Genomic DNA, 19,101 nt, shown 5'->3' on the forward strand with positions numbered 1-19,101 from the left:
ATGACGATTGATATTGACGGTTTCGCCGGACGTCTGAAGCGGCGGGAAAATGGCGGTATGATTTCTGCCTGGATCGGCACGCCCGATCCATTGCTCGTCAATCACCTGTCGCAGGAGGATTTCGACGCGGTCGTGCTCGATATGCAGCATGGCATGTGGGATATGGCGTCCGCCGCCAACGGCATCGCCCAGGTGCGGCTGGCCGGCAAACCGGCGATCGGGCGCATCCCCGTCGGCGATTTCGCCTCCGCCTCGCGACTTCTGGATGCCGGTGCTTCCGGTATCATCGCGCCGATGATCAATTCCGCCGATGATGCCCGCGCCCTCGTCAAGGCGACGAAATATCCGCCGCTCGGTGAGCGGAGCTGGGGACCATCGCTCGCCCTCAATCATTTTGGCATAGCGCCTGACGATTATTTGCAGCGCGGCAACAGCCTGACCGTCACGATCGCCATGGTCGAGACCCGCACGGCGCTCGACGCCATCGACGAGATTCTCACTGTCGATGGTATCGACGGCATTTTCGTCGGGCCGGCCGATCTTTCCATCGCGCTATCGAACGGCGCGCGGCTTGCCCCCGATAGCGCCGCGATCGACCAGGCGATGGCGCATGCGCTTGCACGCTGCCGCGCTCATGGCAAGCTTATCTGCGCTTTTGGCAGCGATGGCGACCGCGCCGGGCAATATCTGAAGCTCGGCCTCGACCTGGTCATCGCCGGCGCCGAGACGGCACAGCTGCGCACCGGCGCCCGCACCGCGATTGCCGCCGCGCGCAAACTCGCCGCATCCTGATCGATTGCCGAAACGGCGGTTATAGTTGGCCGCTGTTTCGGTAATTCTGTCTGATCGCCGGTTTGGGTAAGCCTTTTGTCGTCGATACCCTGCGTTTTAGGCCCAAACAGAGGTGGCTGTCCTCAGATGGCGACGCCGGATGCGCGCTAGTTTACCAGTTTAACCCAGCAGGGATTGTAATTCTCTCTACCACAGCCGCCGCCGACGGCCTTTGCCGGGGTAATGGCATTCTGGGCAGCGATAGCGACCAGCGCCACCGCGATGACGGTCAAAATGGTTTTCGTGTATTTGTCCATAATATTCCCCGGTAGATGGATACGATAAATACACTTTAAAGTTGATTATATGTAAGTCAATACCCGGAAATGCACAGGGCCGTCTCAGCGTTGCCGAAGACCATTGGACTCGCCCCATGCCCTGCGCAGCCTAAGAATTGTACTTGGTCGCGTTCAACAGCCGGTATCATCGCTCAAGCAGAATGACCCGAGCCGCCGGTCCATTCCAACCGGCACTCGCGTCCCTGTTCGGCAAAGGCGGGTCAACATCCGTGAAGACTAGCCTGTGTTCTCGCGCACTCGACAGTGCGTGGCGCGGGTTCAGACCCTGACTTCGAAGACCATGTTGAACGGCGTTTCGGTCGCCTTGCGGAAATGCGAATATCCTGCATCCATGGCGACCTTGCGCAGTTTCAGCTCGCCAGCCTGCGCGCCCAAACCAAGCCCGATTTCCTGCGACAGCGAGGCCGGCGTACAGATCATCGTCGATGCGCCGTAAAAGACGCGGCCGACCGGATTGAGATTGTCCTTCAGGCAATCATGCGCAAAGGGTTCGACGATCATCCAGGTTCCGTCATCGGCAAGGCTTTCCTTGACATGTTTGCCGGCGCCGACGGGGTCACCCATATCGTGCAGGCAATCGAACATCGCCACGAAATCATAGCCGGCCGCCGGGAAGTCCTTTGCCGTCGCCTGTTCGAAGGTGATCCGGCCGTCGACGCCGGCCTCCTTCGCCGCCGCTTTCGCTCGCTCGATAGAGGGAAGGTGATAGTCGAAGCCGAAGAATGTCGAGTTCGGATAGGCCTGTGCCATTAGAATGGTCGAGGCGCCATGGCCGCAGCCAACATCGGCGACGGCAGCGCCGGCTTGGAGCTTTTCATGCATATCGCTCAATGCCGGTATCCATTCCGAGACGAGATGACTGTTATAACCCGGCCGGAAGAACCGTTCCGTGCCGCGAAACAGGCAGGCGCTGTGCTCGTGCCAGCCGAGACCGTTGCCGGTCTTGAAAGCATTAGCGATTTTCGGTTCGTCGAGCCACATGGATTGAACGACATCGAAAGCGCCGGTGAAAAAGGCGGGACTGTTTTCCTCCGCAAATACCATCGCCTGTTCGGGCGTCAGGTAGAAGCGCTCGGTCTTGTCGTCATAGCTGACGTAATCGGCCGCTGCCTGTGCCGACAGCCATTCGCGGATATAGCGCTCCTTCACGCCGGTCTTGTTGGCCAATTCCGCCGAGGTCATCGGCGTTCCATCCGCCATAGCCTTGAACAGGCCCAAATGGTCTCCAAGGGTCACCAGCACACCGGAGACCGCCGCGCCAAGATCGCCGACCAAGCGCCCGACCAGGGCGTCGAGTTTCTGTACATCAGGTTCACGCATGACATCCTCCTCCCAGAATTGATGCAGCGTTCCGTCCATATATCGGACGCCTGAGCATACTCCTGGGTAAGAAGGGAGGCAATGACGCGACGGAGCCGAGCAGGCCCTGTACAGTTACTCTACGGTAGAGTAACGCATTGAAATAAAATCATATTTATCGAGTGCCGCGCGTTGCGTCAGCCGATGCGGGCCAGCTCTTTTTCGAGAACGGAGAGCAGGCGGGGATCGTCAGCGGTCACGTCAGGTGCGAAACGGGCGGCAACTTTGCCGTCACGACCGATCAGGAATTTTTCGAAGTTCCAGATGACGCCGCCATCCTGGCCGGTCTCCAGGCCGTGCTTTGCGAGGCGCTCGCGCATCGGGCCGTCGCCGGTGATCTCGACGCCGGAGCCGATCAGGCTGTTGTAGAGCGGATGCCGCTCTGCGCCGGTCACCGCGATCTTGGAAAACATTGGGAACTGTACGTCGTAGGTCAGGGTGCAGAAGCTCAGGATCTCGTCATCCGTGCCCGGCTCCTGGCCTTTGAAATCGTTGGCCGGAAAGCCGGCGATAACCAGGCCGTCATCACGCTTGTCCTCATAGAGCTTTTCCAGCCCCTCATACTGCACCGTCAGGCCGCATTTGGAGGCGACATTGACGACCATGATGACCTTTCCGCTGTAGTCGGCAAGCGTCGTCTCGCTACCGTCGATCCTCTTTACCGGAATATCGAGTACGCTGTCGGTCATCGCAATCTCTCCAAATCATCTTGAAACAGGGGCGGATATCATCCCCTGCTTTCGATGAAGTCAAGGTCACGATCCGGCTTAAGCGGCCTCATCCATCTGGACGAGGTGACCATGCGTGACCTCGCGATACCGACGCATCGGCGTGACGTAGCCGAGCGGTCGCACCGGGCTCTTCAGCTCCTCGACGGCGAGATTGCGCTTGATGCCACGCCGGGACGGATCGGGCACGGGGACGGCCGCCATCAGCTTCTTCGTATAGGGATGCTGCGGGTTCTCGAATACCGAAGCGCGCGGGCCGATCTCGACGATCTCGCCGAGATACATCACCGCGACGCGGTGGCTGACACGTTCGACAACGGCCATGTCGTGCGAGATGAAGAGATAGGCGAGATTGAGGCTCTGCTGCAGGTCCATCAGGAGGTTGCACACCTGTGCCTTGATTGACACGTCGAGGGCCGAGACGCTTTCATCGGCGACGATGACCTTCGGGTCGAGGGCAAGCGCGCGGGCGATGCAGATGCGCTGGCGCTGGCCGCCTGAAAACTCATGCGGATAACGCGACATCATGTCCGCCTTCAGCCCGACGCGTTCCAGAAGATCGGCCGCTTTCTCACGCCCCTGGGCGCGGGTGCCGAGACGATGTTCGATGAAGGGCTCTGCAACGGCGGCGCCGATGGTCATGCGCGGATTAAGGCTGGCGAAGGGGTCCTGGAAAATCATCTGGATGCTGCGGCGCATGCGGCGCAGATCAAGCGCATCGAGCTTCATCACGTCATAGCCGTCGAGGCGGACTTCGCCGGCATTGGGATTGATGAGGCGCATGATCGAGCGGCCGGTCGTCGATTTGCCGCAGCCGGATTCGCCGACCAGCGACAGCGTCTCGCCTTGGGCGAGATCGAAGGAGACGTTCTCGACAGCATGGATGGCGCCGGTGGTGCGACCCAGCAGACCACCATGGAGGTTAAAGCGGGTCACCAGGTTCTTCACTTCGAGGATGGGCGTCCTGCGATGATCGATCGTGTCGGCAAGGGGTATCGGTTCGCTGCGCTCGCCGGTTCTGATATCGACAGTCGGGAAACGCAGCGGCTGCGGTTGGTCCTTCATCGAGCCGAGGCGCGGAACAGCCGAAAGCAAAGCGCGGGTATAGGGATGCTGGCCGCGATGGAAGATGTCGTCGGTGTTGCCGGTCTCCACCGCCTCCCCGCGATACATGACGATGGTGCGGTCGGAAATCTCGGCGACGACGCCCATGTCGTGAGTGATGAAGAGGACGGACATGCCTTCCTCCTCCTGCAGCACCTTGATGAGATCAAGGATCTGCCCCTGGATCGTCACATCGAGAGCCGTCGTCGGCTCGTCGGCGATCAGGAGCTTCGGACGCGAGGCCAGCGCCATGGCGATCATCACGCGCTGGCGCATGCCGCCGGAAAACTGATGCGGATATTCGTCGAAGCGCGAGGTGGCGTTCGGGATACGTACCTTTTCCAGGAGACGGATCGTCTCGGCCTTGGCTTCCACCTTGGAGATATCGCCATGACAGGTGAGGGCCTCGGAGATCTGCCGGCCGATGGTGAAGATCGGGTTGAGGCTGGTCATCGGCTCCTGGAAGATCATGGCAATATCCTTGCCACGCACCTTGCGCATCTCATTATCCGGGAGCGACAGGATCTCCCGGCCGTTGAGCTTGACCGAGCCCTCGATGCGGCTACTACCCTTGGCGAGCAGGCGCATGATCGACAGCGAAGTGACACTCTTGCCGGAGCCGGATTCACCGACGATCGCCACCGTCTCGCCGGGCATGACATCGAAGGAGATGTTCTTCACTACTGGCCGCCATTCGCCATCGGCCAGGAAGGATGTCGTCAGGTTGGAGACGGAGAGGACGGGTTTTGCGTCGGGATTCATCTGCTGCGCGGCTGTGGTCGTCATGAGTTCCCCTTTATGATTTTTCGCATCGTATCAGGCATCTGTTTCCGCTCAAGACAGTTTTGGTAATGTGGCGAAAGATGCGGACGGACGTCCCTCGGCAATCCTTGCGGCTTCCAGCGCCGCGATTTTCTCGTCGATCTCGCGACGGTCGATCATGCCATCAGGATTCTGCCGCGTCGCCATGGTCTCGGCGAAATAGAGATAGCGCTCCTGCGCCACGGCGTAGAGCCGTTCGAGCTCGGCCAGCGGATCGGCGCTGTCGTCGACGCGGATGTTCAGCCAGGCGTAATCCTGGTCGCGATGGACCACCAGTGCTGCCGATTGCTTGCCGCGCTTGTCGCCGCCGGCATCCTCGCCGGCGCGCATGGCCTCAAGCAGCCGCTCGGCGAGCGGTTTGCCCTTGGTTTTCTTGAAGGTCGAAAGCGTCTCGGCAATCACCTGCGGCCCGGCCAGCATATTGCCGGCAACCGAAACATTGTCGTCGATCAGATGGCCGGCCCAGTCGATGCATTTGGCGCCGGTGAAGGCGGCATTGTTGCCCTTGGCGTCGATCAGGTGGAACTGGCGCTGCTCGCGGCCGTCGTCGCGGGCGGTCAAGGTCGCGACGATCTCCTCCGGCGCATGACCTGCGGCCAGCATTGCAACTCCGTCAATGCCATAGAGCGGACTGACGAAGGCCTGGGTTGCGACTGCGCCGATGCCGCCGCGGATATGCGGCACAAGGCTGCCGACCGCGAAGAAGCGGGTGGCGACCGCGATGGCGAGATGGCCGGTTTCAGGCTCGCGGGCAACGATCGACCAGGTCATTGGCTTATCTCCCGATTGCGTAGGCTTGCATCAAGCGCGGAGTGGCGGCTGCGCGCAAGAGGCCGCTGGTATCGCGTCGTGCGGCTGTCAATCGTCCGACTGTCCATTCCGGAGCAACCGTCAGCTTGTGACCCTTCCGGCGCAGTGCATCGAGCACTTCGGGGCTGAAATTGGCCTCGGCCGTAAGACCGCCCGGTTCGCGCGTGCGGGGATAGAAGGAGCTTGGGAAATGCGTACTGTGGAACAGCGGCCGGTCGATCGCCTCCTGCAGGTTCAGGCCGTGATGGACATAGCGAAGGAAGAAGGCGAGCTGCCATTGTTCCTGCTGGTCGCCGCCTGGCGTGCCAAAGGCGAGCGTCGGGCGGCCTTCGTGGAGCGCGAGCGAGGGCGTCAGCGTCGTGCGCGGGCGCTTGCCCGGAGCAAGCGACGAAGGCAGGCCGGGCTTCAGCCAGAACATCTGCGCGCGCGAATTCAGGCAGAAGCCGAGGCCCGGGATGATCGGCGAGGATTGCAGCCAGCCGCCGGATGGCGTCACCGACACCATATTGCCTTCGCGGTCGATGACGTCGATATGCACGGTATCGCCGCGTTTCTCGGTCAGATGCGACATGGTCGGCTCATAGACCGCGCCGGCCGTGGCTTCCGGTGCCTCCAGCATGGACATGGTGAGATCGTACTGGCTTTCGAAGCCGGCGATCTTGCCGGGACGCAGGTCGAAAGAGGCTTGCGACGAGATCAGCTTGCGGCGCTCAGTGGCATAGGCGTCCGACAGCAGGATATCGAGCGGCACTTTCGAGAAGTTCGGATCGCCGTAATAGACCTCGCGGTCGGCGAAGGCGAGTTTCATGGCCTCAGTAACGGTATGGACGTAGTCCGCGCCGGCCGGGTTCATGGCGGCGATATCGAAGCCCTTCAGCAGCGATAGCGTTTGCAGAAAGGCCGGTCCCTGGCCCCAGGGGCCGATCTTGGCGACGGTCCAGCCGTGATAATCATAGGTCAGCGGTTCCTCGATCGTTGCAGACCAGTTGGCCATGTCGTCGGCGGTCAGCACGCCCTTGTGCTTGCTGCCGCTGGCATCCATCACTTCGGTCTTACGGACGTAGGTATCGATCGCCTCGGCGACGAAGCCGCGATAATAGGCGTCACGCGCCGCTTCGACCTGCGCCTCGCGGCCACTTTTGCTTTCCGCTTCAGAGACGACCCGTTTCCAGGTTTCCGCAAGGACAGGGTTCTTGAAGTTCGACCAGGGTTCTGGGGCAGAGCTGCCGGGCAGCCATGTTTCGTAGGAAGTTGGCCATTCCTTGCGATAGAAGTCGGCGAGGCCGGCAATGGTCGCGGCGACGCGCGGCAGGATGGGATGGCCGCGCTCGGCATAGTGGATCGCCGGCTCAAGGACCTCGCGGACGGTGAGCTTGCCGTAATCGCGCAGCATCAGCATCCAGCCGTCGAAAGCGCCGGGGATGACCGTGGCGAGCAGGCCGTCGCCGGGGATCAGCGACAAGCCCTCCTTCGTATAGTGCTCGATCGTCGCGCCGGCGGGGGCGGGGGCTTGGGCGCAGATGACCTCGACCTTATCTTTCTTCTTCGAATAGATGATCGCCGGCATGTCGCCGCCGGGGCCGCAGAGATGCGGCTCGACGATCTGAAGCACGAAGCCCGTTGCGACGGCGGCATCGAAGGCGTTGCCGCCCTTTTCGAGAATGCTCATGCCGACAGCCGAGGCGATCCAGTGCGTGGAGGTGACGACGCCGAAGGTGCCGAGGATTTCCGGGCGTGTCGTGAATGCGGTCATTGCGGATGTCCTTTCAGATGATTCATGCTTCGCGCGGATCGAGCGCATCGCGCAGGCCGTCGCCGAGGAGATTGAAACCGATGACGACCAGAAAGATCGCAGCACCCGGCCACATCGCCATCCAGGGCGCCTGCTCGAGATAGTTCTTGGCGACATTGAGCATCGAGCCCCAGCTCGGTGCGGGTGGCTGCTGGCCGAGGCCGAGGAAGGAGAGGCTAGCCTCGGCGGTGATCGCGGTGGCGATGGTGAGCGTTCCCTGCACCAGGATCGGGGCGAAGACGTTCGGCAGGATGTAGCGGATGATGATGCTGGAATGGCGAAGCCCGATCGAGCGGGCACCTTCGACATAATCTTCCGTCTTCACTGCCAGCACTTGTCCACGCGTCAGGCGCACGAAGACCGGCGTTGCCGAAAATCCGATGGCGATCATCGCATTGGTGAGGCTCGGCCCGAGAAAGGCGGCAAGCGCGATCGCGGTGATGAGGAAGGGCATCGCCAGAAATGCCTCGGTGACGCGCGAGATGATCTGGTCGATCCAGCCGCCGTAGTAGCCGGAGATGAGGCCGAGGGGGACGCCGATCACTACTGCGATGGCGACGGAAAAGATGCCGGCCATGAGTGAAGCACGCGCGCCCCAGATCATGCGCGAGAGAACATCCCGGCCAAGATCGTCGGTGCCGAACCAATGCGCGGCCGACGGTGCCTTGCGGATTGCCGACCAGCTCGTGGCGACCGGATCGGGTATCGGCAGGATCGGGGCGAGGATGGCAGCCAGGGTAAAGAATAGGATGATAGAGATACCGACCAGCGCGCCCTTGTTGGCCTTGAATTTGCGCCAGGCGCGGTTCGGCGCACGCTTGGCCGGTGCGTTGGTGACTGCCGTCTGCACGATCGCGTTCATAGGGCGGCCCTCAGACGTGGGTTGAGGAGGACATAGAGAATATCGGCGATCAGGTTCATGGCGATAAAGCCGACGGCAGTGCAGAGCACGACGCCCTGGACGACGGCATAGTCGCGGTTGAAGACCGCATCGACGATGAGCTTGCCGAAGCCGGGGATGGTGAAGATCTGCTCGGTGAGCACGGCACCGGCCAAAAGCTCGCCGAAGAGCAGCGCGCTGACAGTGACGATGGGCAGGATGGCATTGCGGAAGGTGTGCTGCAAAACCACGACAGCTTCCGACAGGCCCTTGGCGCGGGCCGTGCGGATGTAATCGGCGCTGAGCACGCTCAGCATCGAAGAGCGGGTGTGGCGCATCAACGTGGCGGCGAGCGCATTGCCGAGCACGAAGGAGGGCATCAGCATGGTCTGGATCGAGCGCCAGGGATCCTCGAAGAACGGCTGGTAGCCGGAGGCCGGCAGCCAGTGCAGCTTCACGGAGACCAGGAGGATCAGCATGATACCGAGCCAGAAATTCGGCACGGATAATCCGCACAGGGCAACGATATTGGCGAGGTAGTCGACAATAGTGTTCTTCTTCACCGCCGCCAAGATGCCCATGGGAATGCCGATCGCGAAGGCGAAGATCATCGACATCACGGCGAGCTGGATCGTCACCGGCAGCTTCTGGGCGACCAACGTCAGAACCGGCTGGTTGGTGCGCAGCGACATGCCGAGATCACCCTTCAGCACGCCCTGCAGCCAATAGCCGTATTGATAGATGACAGGGTCGTTCAGCCGGTATTTCTCGCGCAGGAACTCGATGACCTGCGGATCGCGCTCTTCGCCCGCCATGGCGAGGATCGGGTCGCCCGGTAGCAGTTTCTGCAGGGAAAAGACGAAGACGGAAATGATCAGCAGCGTCGGTATGGCGACCAGCAGCCTTTTTCCGATGTAGGTGTACATGATCGCATCCTGATCTCGGGAAGGGCCTGCGGGAAATGTCTCTCCCGCAGGCCGCTGTCGAACTAGCTGCTCTTCTTCACGCCCACGAGGCGGATCATGCCGTCCGGCGAGGCTACAAAACCGGTGACCTTCTTGTTGTATCCCCAGATCCAGGCCTGATGGCCGAGATAGATGATCGGCAGGTCCTCATTGAGGATCGCCTCGGCTGCATCGTATTTCTGCTTGCGCACTGCGTCGTCCTGCGACTGGCGGGCTTCCAGCAAGAGCTTGTCGACCTCCGGATTGCTGTACTTGGAATCGTTGAGGCCGGCGCCCGTCGTTACGAACTGCTGGATATTGCCGTCTGGATCGGCGCGGCCCGACCAGTCGGAACGGCTGAGCTGATAGTTGCCGGCCGTCTGCGCGTCGAGCAACGTGGCGAATTCGGTCGATTTCAGAGACACGTCGAAGCCGGCTTCGGCCACCATCGACTGGATGATCTGCATCATCTGCATCGAGACAGGGTTGTTGGCGACCGCCAGTTCGATGGGCACCCGATCGTAGCCCGCTTCCTTGATCAGCGCCTTTGCCTTGTCGACGTCGCGTGTCGGAACCGGAATGTCCTTGTCGTACCAGGGGCTGTTTGGCGCGAAGGGCTGGTTGCCGGCAAGGCCGGTGCCGTCATAGACGATCTGCATGGCGGCATCGCGGTCGATCGCCAGCGAGAAGGCCTGACGCAGGCGCTTGTCCTTGCCGAGCGGGTTGTCGGCGCGCGCGCCGTTGCCGACATTGGCGTAGACGCCCAGCCAGCCGGTGCCGATCGCATCGGCATAGACGAGATTGCTATCGCTCTTGACGGTGCCGGCATCGGAGGCGGCGACGCGCTCGATCATGTCGAGATCGCCGGAGCGCAGATTGGCGAGGCGCACCGTCGTGTCGGGGATCGGCAGATAGGTCACTTTGTCGATGAAGATATTGTCCTTGTTCCAGTAGTCCTGGAACTTCTCGAGCACGATGCGGTCCTGCTGCACGCGTTCGACGAACTTGAACGGGCCGGAGCAGACGGGATGATCGCCGAACTTGGCGCCCGCCGCCTTGGCCGCCGTCGGCGAGACCATCATGCCGGAGCGGTCGGAAAGCTGGGCAAGCAGCGTGACATCGGGCGCCTTCAGCGTGAAGGTCACTTCGTATTCGCCCGATGCCTCGACCTTGGCGACGGAGGAGAGCTCGCTCTTGCGGCGCGATTCCGGCAGGGTCTGGTAGCGCTGGATATTGTCGACCACCGCTTGCGCATTGAACGGCGTTTCGTCCTGGAACTTGACGCTCTGGCGCAGCTCCATCGTCAGCTGCTTGCCGTCGGCGGACCATTTCCAGGAGGTGGCGAGCTGCGGTACGAATTTGAGATCCGGCGTGACGTCGACCAGCTTGTCGCAGAGCGCGGTATAGACGATGCGGCCGACGAAGGTGCGCGACTGTGCCGGGTCCAGCACGTCCGCATCGTCCTGAAGGCCGATCTTGAGTTCGACGGCGAAGGCGGGCAGCGCGATCAGCATGCCGGCGGCCAGCGATGTCAGAAATTTGGCGATCTTCATCCTGTTCTCCTGTTTATATTTTTATCTTCAATACGGTTCCGGCCGGTTTCCCCTCCGGTCGGTCAGTTTAGGCGCGCAAGCCGCCGCCATGGTCAGTCAAACACCTCGGTCAGCTCCTTTTGCAGCGGCTGGGCGTCGAGCGAGGTGACGCGGATCAGGCTCTCCTGCAGCATCAACAGATGCTGGCGCATGGCTTCGGCGGCCTTCATCGGATCGCGCGCCGCGATCGCGTCGATGATCGCCATGTGTTGGGCGTAGGAAGCCGGGCGCGTGTTGTTGGTGCTGCGGGCCAATTCGCGAATGGTTTGCCATGCCTCGTCCTGGCGGACGTGATTGATGACGTCGAAGATCGTCAGGAAGAACTGGTTGCCGGCGCTCTGCGCAATCAGGCGATGCAGCGCACCGTCCCAAAGCTCGCGGCTATCGGCGTCATCGCTGGCCACGATCTTCTTTGTCAGCTCGTACATGCGCTCGATATCGTCCGGCTTGGCGCGTATGGCGGCGAGCTGGGCAAGCTGCGGCTCGACGCGCAGGCGCACTTCCATGATTTCCATGAGATTGGTGCCAGCAACCATTGATCCGACATGCTGGCTCCAGTCATCCGGGCGCTGGCCGGCATAGGTGCCGGATCCCTGACGTCGCCAGATGCGGCCTTCCGTCTCCAGCACTTCGAGCGCGCGGCGAATGGCGCGGCGGCTGACGCCGAACATGTCCGAAAGCGCCCGCTCGGTCGGCAGTTTCCCATCCGGCAGCAGGCTATCCGAGCTCAAAAGCCCCCGGAGCTTCTCCAGGGCATGGGTCGAATTTTCGGGAAGGCCGCTGGCTGCCATGACGTGAAATGGTCCGAACCAATGTTTGATTGGTCCGATACAAGTTCAACTCGGTCGCAGCGTCAAGCTCTTTTTTGTGCAGGCGCACTCAATGCATAATGTTTGCGCAGTGGCGACTGCTACCGGCCGCTCGAACGTGCCGAGAGCGCCACCTCGGGCACGAAGGCAAAATCCTTGTCGAAGGGATAGGTCGGCTTCTGTTTGCGCAGTCGTGGCAGGCGTTCGACGAATTGATCGACCACACCGGGCGAGAGCGCCATCAGGTTCGGATTGGCGATCGGGGCCAGCTCCGGTGAGAGATAGCCGGATTTCACGACGATGATCTTGGCCCGATGCGGATCAAGGCTGAGGCGCGTGAAGTCGGCGATGTTGTGATATGGGCGGCGCTTCGCCGACAGGACCAGATCGATGCCGCCGATGGAGACAACGGCTTGCCGGTCGGCGGCGTCGTCGGCTTGCAGCAGGAACTTGACGGTGAATTCGGCAGTCACCGGCTTGCTGCCCTTGGTGTCCAGCGAAGCGCCGACGGTGAGGTCGAGCCTGGCGCCGATGCCTGCGTCATAGCAGACCTCCGTCGCGGCCTTGTCGGCGATCCCGGCGAAAACGACGCCGTCAGCACTCTTGGCAATCAGTTCCGCCAGAACATCGGCGCGGTCGCCGACACCGCCGCCGGTTGGATTGTCGCCGGATTCGGCCAGCACCACCGGGGCGGTCGGGCTGGCGATCGCCTTGGCGACACATTCCTCGATCGAGCCGGTCTCGCAGCCGAAAACAAAATCCTTCCGAACGTCCCAATAGGCCTGCGCCAGTCGTTTCGCCTCGCGCTCCAGAACGGCGCGATCCGTGCCCGTCATGATGGCGGCGGCGGTGGCGCGCGGCTCGTCGGCCCAGACATAGCCGATCATCAGCGAGGCATCCCAAACGCCATCGATGGCATCGATGCCGGGCAGCAGGTCGTAAAGGCTCTTGGCCGGCTCATCGACCGTGCTGGTGCGCTCACCGGGCAAAACGACCGGGATCGCCGCCCAGAGCAGGATCGGCTTTATGCCGGTCTTCAGGCTCTCGGTCAGCATCTTCACCGCGCGGCGCATGGTTTCCTCGACATCGATATGCGGCGCGGTGCGATAGGTGGAATACATGTCGAGTGCGTCGATGATGCGCTGGGTGACGTTGCCGTGCAGATCGTAGCTCGCAGACAGCAGGCAATCGTCGCCGACGACGGCGCGGGCAGCCGCGATCCAGTCGCCCTCGGCATCCTCCATGCCCTCGACATACATCGCGCCATGCATGGCGAGGTAAAGCCCGTCGAGCGGCAGCAGCGGTTTGAGCCGCTCGAGGAACTCGGTCTTGAAGGCCTCATAGGTATGGCGGGCAACCGGGCCGCCCGCGATAGCCCTGGCGTGGATCGTCGGCAGGAATTCGGCGTCATAGTCCCTCAAGAAAGCGAAATAGGGTGCCGCTGTCAGCGCTTCGCCGCGCACGATGCGGAAATCCTTTTCTTCGGCCAGGACGGGATTGTACGTGCTGCATTCGGTATGAATGCCACCGACGGCGATACGCATGGGAAACCTCTAATTCGGGTTGGGACCAATCAGGAAATTATGGGCGGCGATGCTGGCGGCGCCCCGCGCCCAGACGTCGCTGTCGACGCGCTGAGTGCGGATCGGCGTCTGGCCGGCATAGCGCGGCAAAACGTTGGCTTCGATCGCCTGCCGCATGACGGTGCTGAACAGACCGTCGAAATTGCCTTCGACATGGGTGATCAGGATCATGCCGGGATCGTTGAACTGAATGAGGTGCGCGATCGCCAGGCCAAGCGCGCCGCCGGCCCGGTGCAGGATGCGGATGGCGGCGGCGTTGCCGACCGAGGCCTCTTCTTCCAGTTCGGTCAATGACGTGCAGACAAGGCCTGCCGCCTTCGACATCTCCTTGATTGCCTTCATCGAGGCGACCGTGTCGAGGCAACCACGCTTGCCGCAGCGGCAGGGCGAACCCTCTAGCTCGATGGTGCAATGGGCGATTTCACCGGCACCGCCGTGATTGCCGCGATAAAGCTTGCCGCCGATGAAATGGGCACAACCGATACCGTCGCCAAACGAGACGACGCTGAAATTCAGGATGTCGCGGGCGCTGCCAAACAGTTTTTCGCTGACGGCCACCGCCTTGGCATCGTTCTCGATGAAGGTCTCGATGCCGGTCTTCTCACGAATGATCCTGGCAAGCGGCACATCCTGCCAGCCGAGCAGGGTGGATTGCAGGCAATTGGCCTGCTTCTCGTCGACGAAACCGGAGAGGGCGACTCCGAGGCCGGACAATTTGCCGGCTGCATCCGGCTTCCCAGCCAGCAGTTTCGGCAGCGCATCGGCGATCAGGCCGGCGATGATCTCCGGATCACGCGACAGCGGCATAGTCTCTCGTGCGATGATCTTGCCGTTGAGGTCGCTGAGGATCATTGGTGCCGGATCCTCGAGCAGGGAGATACCAACGAAAAAGGCCCCTTCCGGATGCAGGTCCAGCAAGATCGATGGCCGGCCCTGGCCGTAGATCGTCTCGGTCTCATGCAGAACGCCAAGGCTGATCAGATCGCGGGCGATGCCGCTCATCGCCGCCTTGCTGAGCCCCATTGACGTGGCGAGAACCGTTCGGCTGAGAGGGCCGGATTCGCTGATGACCCGTAGAAGCTGCCGCTGCGAGGAGGTGAGCAATTCGATATTCCGCCTGCGTATTTAGTCTGACAGTAAGTTCAGAAAATGAACAAATCAATCGCAATAGCTTGCACCAAGGACCTAAATCCATTCAGCGGCTGATGGGTGAGGGACCTGCAACGCGGGATTGATTTTCAACAAGAAACCTTCGGTCAAACTCACCACGGCCATTATCGGCTCCGGTGATGATACAAAATATTCACCCATATGGTTGACTATCCGGCGCGATTTTGTATATTCAACCGTATGGGTGAATAAATGGACGAAGATGCTCTGTCACGAATTCTGAAGGCCGCCGGCGATACCACCCGGCGACAAATCTTGACGCTCCTTGTTCAGGAGGGCGCGTTGAGAGTGACGGCGCTCGCCGCGCATTTCGAGATGTCCCTGAATTCCGTCTCCAAGCATATCAAGGTGCTGGAGGAGGCAGGTCTCGTCACCCGCAAGACCTTGGGCCGCGAGCATTTCATTGCCGCGGAGCTCGAACCGCTGAAGCTGACGGAGGGCTGGTTCGCGCAACTGAAGTCGATTTGGGAGCTGCGCCTTGCGGCGCTGGAGAATCTACTCGTTTCGAAGGATGAAAGAGATGACTGAGCTTGAATTGACAGTGAACCGCAAAATTGCGGCCCCGCGCGAGAAAGTGTTCAATGCCTGGCTTTCGCCCGAAATGCTGGCGAAATTCATGCGAACGCCCACCGATGGCGGCGTGGCGTCCAAGGTCAAGACCGATCCGGTCAAAGGCGGGCGATTTTCGATCGTCATGGTGACCGCCGAGCGGGAGATCCCGCATGCCGGCACCTATCTTGAGATCGATCCCCATTCACGCCTGTCCTTTACCTGGGAGTCGCCATACTCCCTCGACGACAGCGTGGTGACCATTGATCTTGCTGAGGTGGATCCCGATACGACGGAAATCACCCTGAGACAGGTGAAATTCCGCAGCGATGAGGCGCGGCAGGGCCATACGAAGGGCTGGAACGCGATCCTGGATAATCTTGAGCAAAGTATCGTCTGATATCGATCATCGGCCGGGCCGTCATTCTGCCCGGCCGAGGATTTCTCGCTTCCGCCCTGAAATAGCGGCTTGTCAGCCGGATGAGCATCGCGCAAGTTGCCGATACGCGTTTCATTGCAGGGCAGGGACCATGACCGCACCTCTCGACGACGAAGTCTTTTTGCGCCGTTCCTTCGAGGTGGCGGCGCGAGCGCGGTTGAACGGCAATCATCCGTTCGGGGCCGTTCTGGTCGGACCAGACGGTACCGTGCTGATGGAGCAGGAAAATGCCTATAATCCGACGCAGGACATGACCGGCCATGCCGAGCGGGTGCTGATGACCAGGGCGTCGCAGCAATACTCTCCGGGCTTTCTCGTGCAATGCGCGATGTATACCTCCGCCGAACCCTGCGCCATGTGCGCCGGCGCCGCTTATTGGGCCGGTGTCGGCCGCGTTGTCTATGGTCTCAGCGAAAGCCAGCTCAAGGCAATCACCGGCAATCATCCGGAAAATCCGACGCTCGACCTGCCCTGCCGGGTGGTTTTCGAGGCGGGCCAGCGGAAGGTCGAGGTGGTGGGTCCGATGCTTTGCGAAGAAGCAACGGCGCTGCACGACGGCGTTTGGTGATCCCGGATCTCTATTGGCGCAAATGCCTTCCCAAAACGTGATACGGTCGGATCATGCACGAACCTCGTTAAACGGTTGACATCCGCCGGTGTAAGTATGCAATGCTTATCATCACGAACCAGCAGGCCAACGCCCCTGTAGTTGCTTAACCCTCCGACGTTGATCTCAAGAATTTATCGTTCGCCCATGGCCGTATTGACGGCCTATACGCGTTTGCGGTCGGGTGGACTTGTCAGAAAGGAATGTCATGTCCAGCACGGCCGATCGCTCGAGACGTCCGTTGGTCATTGTCTCGATCATGCTGGCGACCTTTATGGTCGCGATCGAGGCGACGATTGTCGCCACCGCCATGCCGCACATCGTCGGTCAGCTCGGTGGCTTTACCTATTATAGCTGGGTCTTCTCCGCCTTTCTTCTGGCGCAGTCCACGACGACGGTGATCTACGGCAAGCTGTCGGATATTTTCGGCCGCAAGCCGATGCTGATCGGTGGTATCCTGATCTTTCTGGTCGGCTCGGCGCTGGCGGGCTTTGCCTGGTCGATGGCCTCACTGATTGCCTTCCGGCTGCTGCAGGGCCTCGGCGCCGGCGCGATCCAGCCGGTAACGATGACCGTGGTCGGTGACCTCTACAAGCTGGAGGAGCGAGCCAAGGTGCAGGGCGCGCTTGCCAGCGTATGGGCGGTGCCCGCCGTCGTTGGGCCGCTTGTCGGCGGCATCATCGTCGACAATGTCTCCTGGGCCTGGATCTTCTGGATCAACCTGCCGATCGGCGTGCTGACCATCATCGGCTTCACGTTCTTCCTGCATGAGCAGATCACGCCGCGTGAGGCGAAGATCGACTATCTCGGCACGATCCTGTTTTCCGTCGCGATCATCTCGCTGCTGGTGATCCTCACCGAGACCGACTCTGGCCTCGGCGTCCTCGGTCCGCTTGCAGCCGTCTTCGTCGTCACTGGGGCGCTGTTCATCTGGCAGGAGCGGCGCGCGCCGGAGCCGATCATCTCGATCGAACTTTGGAGCCGACGGCTGATAGCGACCAGCAATGCGGTCACGCTTCTGGCCGGCATGGCGCTGATTGGATTGACGACCATCCTGCCGATCTATGTGCAGGGCGTGCTCGGCCGATCACCATTGGTGGCAGGCTTCACGCTGACCATGCTGATTGTCGGCTGGCCGCTGGCCGTGATGCTGTCGAGCCGTTTCTTCCGCGCCTTCGGCATCCGCAGGACGCTGCGTGCCGGCAGCTTCATGTTCCCTTTCGGAGCGATCTTTCTCGTGTTTCTGACACCGGAGAGCAGCCCGATCCTGGCCGGCGTCGGCTCGTTCCTGATGGGCTTCGGCATGGGTCTCATCAGCCTGACCAGTATCGTCTTGGTGCAGGAAAGCGTCGAATGGTCGATGCGCGGCAGCGCCACGGCGTCGATCATCTTTTCGCGCAGCCTCGGCAATACGCTCGGTGCGACCGCCCTCGGCGCCGTGCTCAATATCGGTATCGTTCATTTCGGCAGCGGCGATCTGGCAGCCAGGCTGCATGAGGTGCTGAACCAGCCGACCGGCCTTTCCGATCTCGCTGCCGATCCGGCGATCCGCGGTGTCTTTGACGCGGCGCTGCACTGGAGCTTCTGGGGCGTCGTCGTGCTCGCCATCCTGGCGTTTGCGACCACCTGGCTCATTCCGGTGGCGCAGGATGCCGGCCGTCGGCAGATACCGAAGACGGATGCGCGGGAGGCGATGACGCACTAACGAGGTGAAGAGGAGTGCTGCCGCTCTTGCGGCGGTCGCGCCTCAGAAATCGTAGTCGTTGCCGCCCCAGGAATCGAGCAGGTGGTGCGAGGCCTTGAGTGCGGCCTCGGGATCGCGGGCGGCGATCGCGTCGAGAATGGCCTTGTGGTAGGGCAAAGCGCGTTTTTGGCCCTCGGCCACTTCGTCGTGGCTTGAAAGCGTGCGGTTGGCGTAGATCGCGATGGCGATCAGGTCGATGAGCTGCGCGTAGACCATGTTGTGCGTGGCGGCGAAGATCGCGGTATGAAAGCGCAGATCGGCATCGGCATTGATGTTGATGTCGCCGAGAGTGGAAACCATGTCCTCATAGGCGGCGGCGATAGCGGCGATATCCTCGTCGGTGCCGCGCGTGGCGGCGCGCGCTGTTGCTTCCGGCTCCAGCACGCGCCGGAGATCTCTGATCGAGCGCATGATCTCGATCGACGGCCCGGTCTCGTAGTACCAGACCATGACGTCGGTATCGAGATGATGCCAGTTGGCGCGTTCCTTGACGCGGGTGCCGACGCGGGTCTTGATTTCCACCAGTCCTTTGCCGGCCAGGCATTTCATCGCCTCGCGGATGACCGTGCGGCTGATGCCGAACTGCTCCACCAGATCGGGCTCGTTCGGCAGCGTCGCGCCGACCGGGTAACTGCCGCCGACGATACGGCGGCCAAGTTCATGGACGAAATAGCCGAAGACGCCTCGACGGGGGGTCGTGCCATATTTGCGGACATAAGCATCGAATGGCGATTGCGTGATGATCAATTTCGAAATCGGGGTCGCCGGAGCAATCATTGCATCAATGCCATGTTTCATTCGTTGGACTCTTATGTCTGATTGTAAGGCGGTGCGAGTGAAATCGTCAGCTTATAATGGCTCTAGCTGGCTTCACGCTGGTGTGTTCAGGCTCGCTCGTGGTGGTTCCATAGTTGGTCGGCCTTGTCTTGGCCGTTCTCGTTGCGCCATATCTTGACGAAGACTCTATCATGTCTTGCATGGCCGTGCCTACTGGCACGGCCATGCCCGGATTGCTCGATAAACGAGGACGATGGGGCAG

General features: G+C 61.3%; 18 protein-coding genes. 5 read left to right on the plus strand and 13 right to left on the minus strand.

Annotated features, from left to right (window positions below; genetic code table 11):
* Positions 1–792 carry an HpcH/HpaI aldolase family protein gene (locus AC1RO0_RS08605; protein ID WP_498592488.1) on the plus strand — a complete coding sequence of 264 codons (792 nt, stop codon included), beginning with the start codon at positions 1–3 and terminating at the stop codon, positions 790–792.
* Between the two features lie 146 nt (positions 793–938).
* On the opposite strand, the gene AC1RO0_RS08610 is transcribed toward AC1RO0_RS08605, so the two are convergent.
* From AC1RO0_RS08610 to AC1RO0_RS08665, 12 genes are all read right to left on the minus strand, one after another.
* On the minus strand, positions 939–1,088 hold the full coding sequence (locus tag AC1RO0_RS08610) for a hypothetical protein (protein ID WP_194291737.1): 150 nt from the start codon (positions 1,086–1,088) through the stop codon (positions 939–941).
* 300 nt (positions 1,089–1,388) lie between these two features.
* A complete protein-coding gene (locus AC1RO0_RS08615; protein ID WP_498592489.1) occupies positions 1,389–2,450 on the minus strand; it encodes a class I SAM-dependent methyltransferase in 1,062 nt (353 codons plus the stop codon).
* 176 nt (positions 2,451–2,626) lie between these two features.
* A complete protein-coding gene (locus AC1RO0_RS08620; protein ID WP_498592490.1) occupies positions 2,627–3,178 on the minus strand; it encodes a glutathione peroxidase in 552 nt (183 codons plus the stop codon).
* 78 nt (positions 3,179–3,256) lie between these two features.
* Positions 3,257–5,107 (minus strand): ABC transporter ATP-binding protein, encoded by a 1,851-nt coding sequence (locus AC1RO0_RS08625; RefSeq protein WP_498592491.1) that lies wholly within the window; start codon positions 5,105–5,107, stop codon positions 3,257–3,259.
* A gap of 48 nt (positions 5,108–5,155) precedes the next feature.
* Positions 5,156–5,914 carry a DUF1028 domain-containing protein gene (locus AC1RO0_RS08630; RefSeq protein ID WP_498592492.1) on the minus strand — a complete coding sequence of 253 codons (759 nt, stop codon included), beginning with the start codon at positions 5,912–5,914 and terminating at the stop codon, positions 5,156–5,158.
* A gap of 4 nt (positions 5,915–5,918) precedes the next feature.
* Entirely contained in the window at positions 5,919–7,706 is a 1,788-nt protein-coding gene (locus AC1RO0_RS08635; RefSeq protein ID WP_498592493.1) for a gamma-glutamyltransferase family protein, read from the minus strand.
* 22 nt (positions 7,707–7,728) lie between these two features.
* Positions 7,729–8,607, minus strand: a complete 879-nt coding sequence (locus AC1RO0_RS08640; RefSeq protein WP_498592494.1) for an ABC transporter permease — start codon at positions 8,605–8,607, stop codon at positions 7,729–7,731.
* Positions 8,604–9,551 (minus strand): ABC transporter permease, encoded by a 948-nt coding sequence (locus AC1RO0_RS08645; RefSeq protein ID WP_498592495.1) that lies wholly within the window; start codon positions 9,549–9,551, stop codon positions 8,604–8,606. The genes AC1RO0_RS08640 and AC1RO0_RS08645 overlap by 4 nt, the downstream gene beginning before the upstream one ends.
* A 62-nt stretch (positions 9,552–9,613) precedes the next feature.
* Positions 9,614–11,122: an ABC transporter substrate-binding protein gene (locus AC1RO0_RS08650; RefSeq protein ID WP_498592496.1), complete on the minus strand. Its 1,509-nt coding sequence runs from the start codon at positions 11,120–11,122 to the stop codon at positions 9,614–9,616.
* Between the two features lie 92 nt (positions 11,123–11,214).
* The gene (locus tag AC1RO0_RS08655) at positions 11,215–11,952 is read right to left on the minus strand and encodes a FadR/GntR family transcriptional regulator (protein WP_498592497.1); all 738 of its coding nucleotides are present in this window, start codon (positions 11,950–11,952) and stop codon (positions 11,215–11,217) included.
* Between the two features lie 119 nt (positions 11,953–12,071).
* The gene (locus tag AC1RO0_RS08660) at positions 12,072–13,514 is read right to left on the minus strand and encodes a M81 family metallopeptidase (protein ID WP_498592498.1); all 1,443 of its coding nucleotides are present in this window, start codon (positions 13,512–13,514) and stop codon (positions 12,072–12,074) included.
* A 9-nt stretch (positions 13,515–13,523) separates the two neighbouring features.
* Positions 13,524–14,657 carry an ROK family protein gene (locus tag AC1RO0_RS08665; RefSeq protein WP_498592499.1) on the minus strand — a complete coding sequence of 378 codons (1,134 nt, stop codon included), beginning with the start codon at positions 14,655–14,657 and terminating at the stop codon, positions 13,524–13,526.
* 258 nt (positions 14,658–14,915) lie between these two features.
* On the opposite strand from AC1RO0_RS08665, the gene AC1RO0_RS08670 reads away from it, so the two are divergent.
* The 4 genes from AC1RO0_RS08670 to AC1RO0_RS08685 all read left to right on the plus strand — a co-directional run bounded on the left by AC1RO0_RS08670 (position 14,916) and on the right by AC1RO0_RS08685 (position 18,023).
* Positions 14,916–15,251 carry an ArsR/SmtB family transcription factor gene (locus AC1RO0_RS08670; RefSeq protein WP_498592500.1) on the plus strand — a complete coding sequence of 112 codons (336 nt, stop codon included), beginning with the start codon at positions 14,916–14,918 and terminating at the stop codon, positions 15,249–15,251.
* The gene (locus AC1RO0_RS08675; RefSeq protein WP_498592501.1) at positions 15,244–15,672 is read left to right on the plus strand and encodes an SRPBCC family protein; all 429 of its coding nucleotides are present in this window, start codon (positions 15,244–15,246) and stop codon (positions 15,670–15,672) included. The genes AC1RO0_RS08670 and AC1RO0_RS08675 overlap by 8 nt, the downstream gene beginning before the upstream one ends.
* A 130-nt stretch (positions 15,673–15,802) precedes the next feature.
* Positions 15,803–16,279, plus strand: coding sequence for a nucleoside deaminase (locus AC1RO0_RS08680; RefSeq protein ID WP_498592502.1), 477 nt, complete (start codon positions 15,803–15,805; stop codon positions 16,277–16,279).
* Between the two features lie 247 nt (positions 16,280–16,526).
* The gene (locus AC1RO0_RS08685) at positions 16,527–18,023 is read left to right on the plus strand and encodes an MDR family MFS transporter (RefSeq protein ID WP_498592503.1); all 1,497 of its coding nucleotides are present in this window, start codon (positions 16,527–16,529) and stop codon (positions 18,021–18,023) included.
* 42 nt (positions 18,024–18,065) lie between these two features.
* Here AC1RO0_RS08685 and AC1RO0_RS08690 read toward each other — a convergent pair whose 3' ends face one another.
* On the minus strand, positions 18,066–18,860 hold the full coding sequence (locus AC1RO0_RS08690; RefSeq protein WP_498592504.1) for a FadR/GntR family transcriptional regulator: 795 nt from the start codon (positions 18,858–18,860) through the stop codon (positions 18,066–18,068).
* Positions 18,861–19,101: the final 241 nt, after the last annotated feature.

The organism is Rhizobium sp. GW821-FHT14E12 (genome assembly GCF_058803745.1).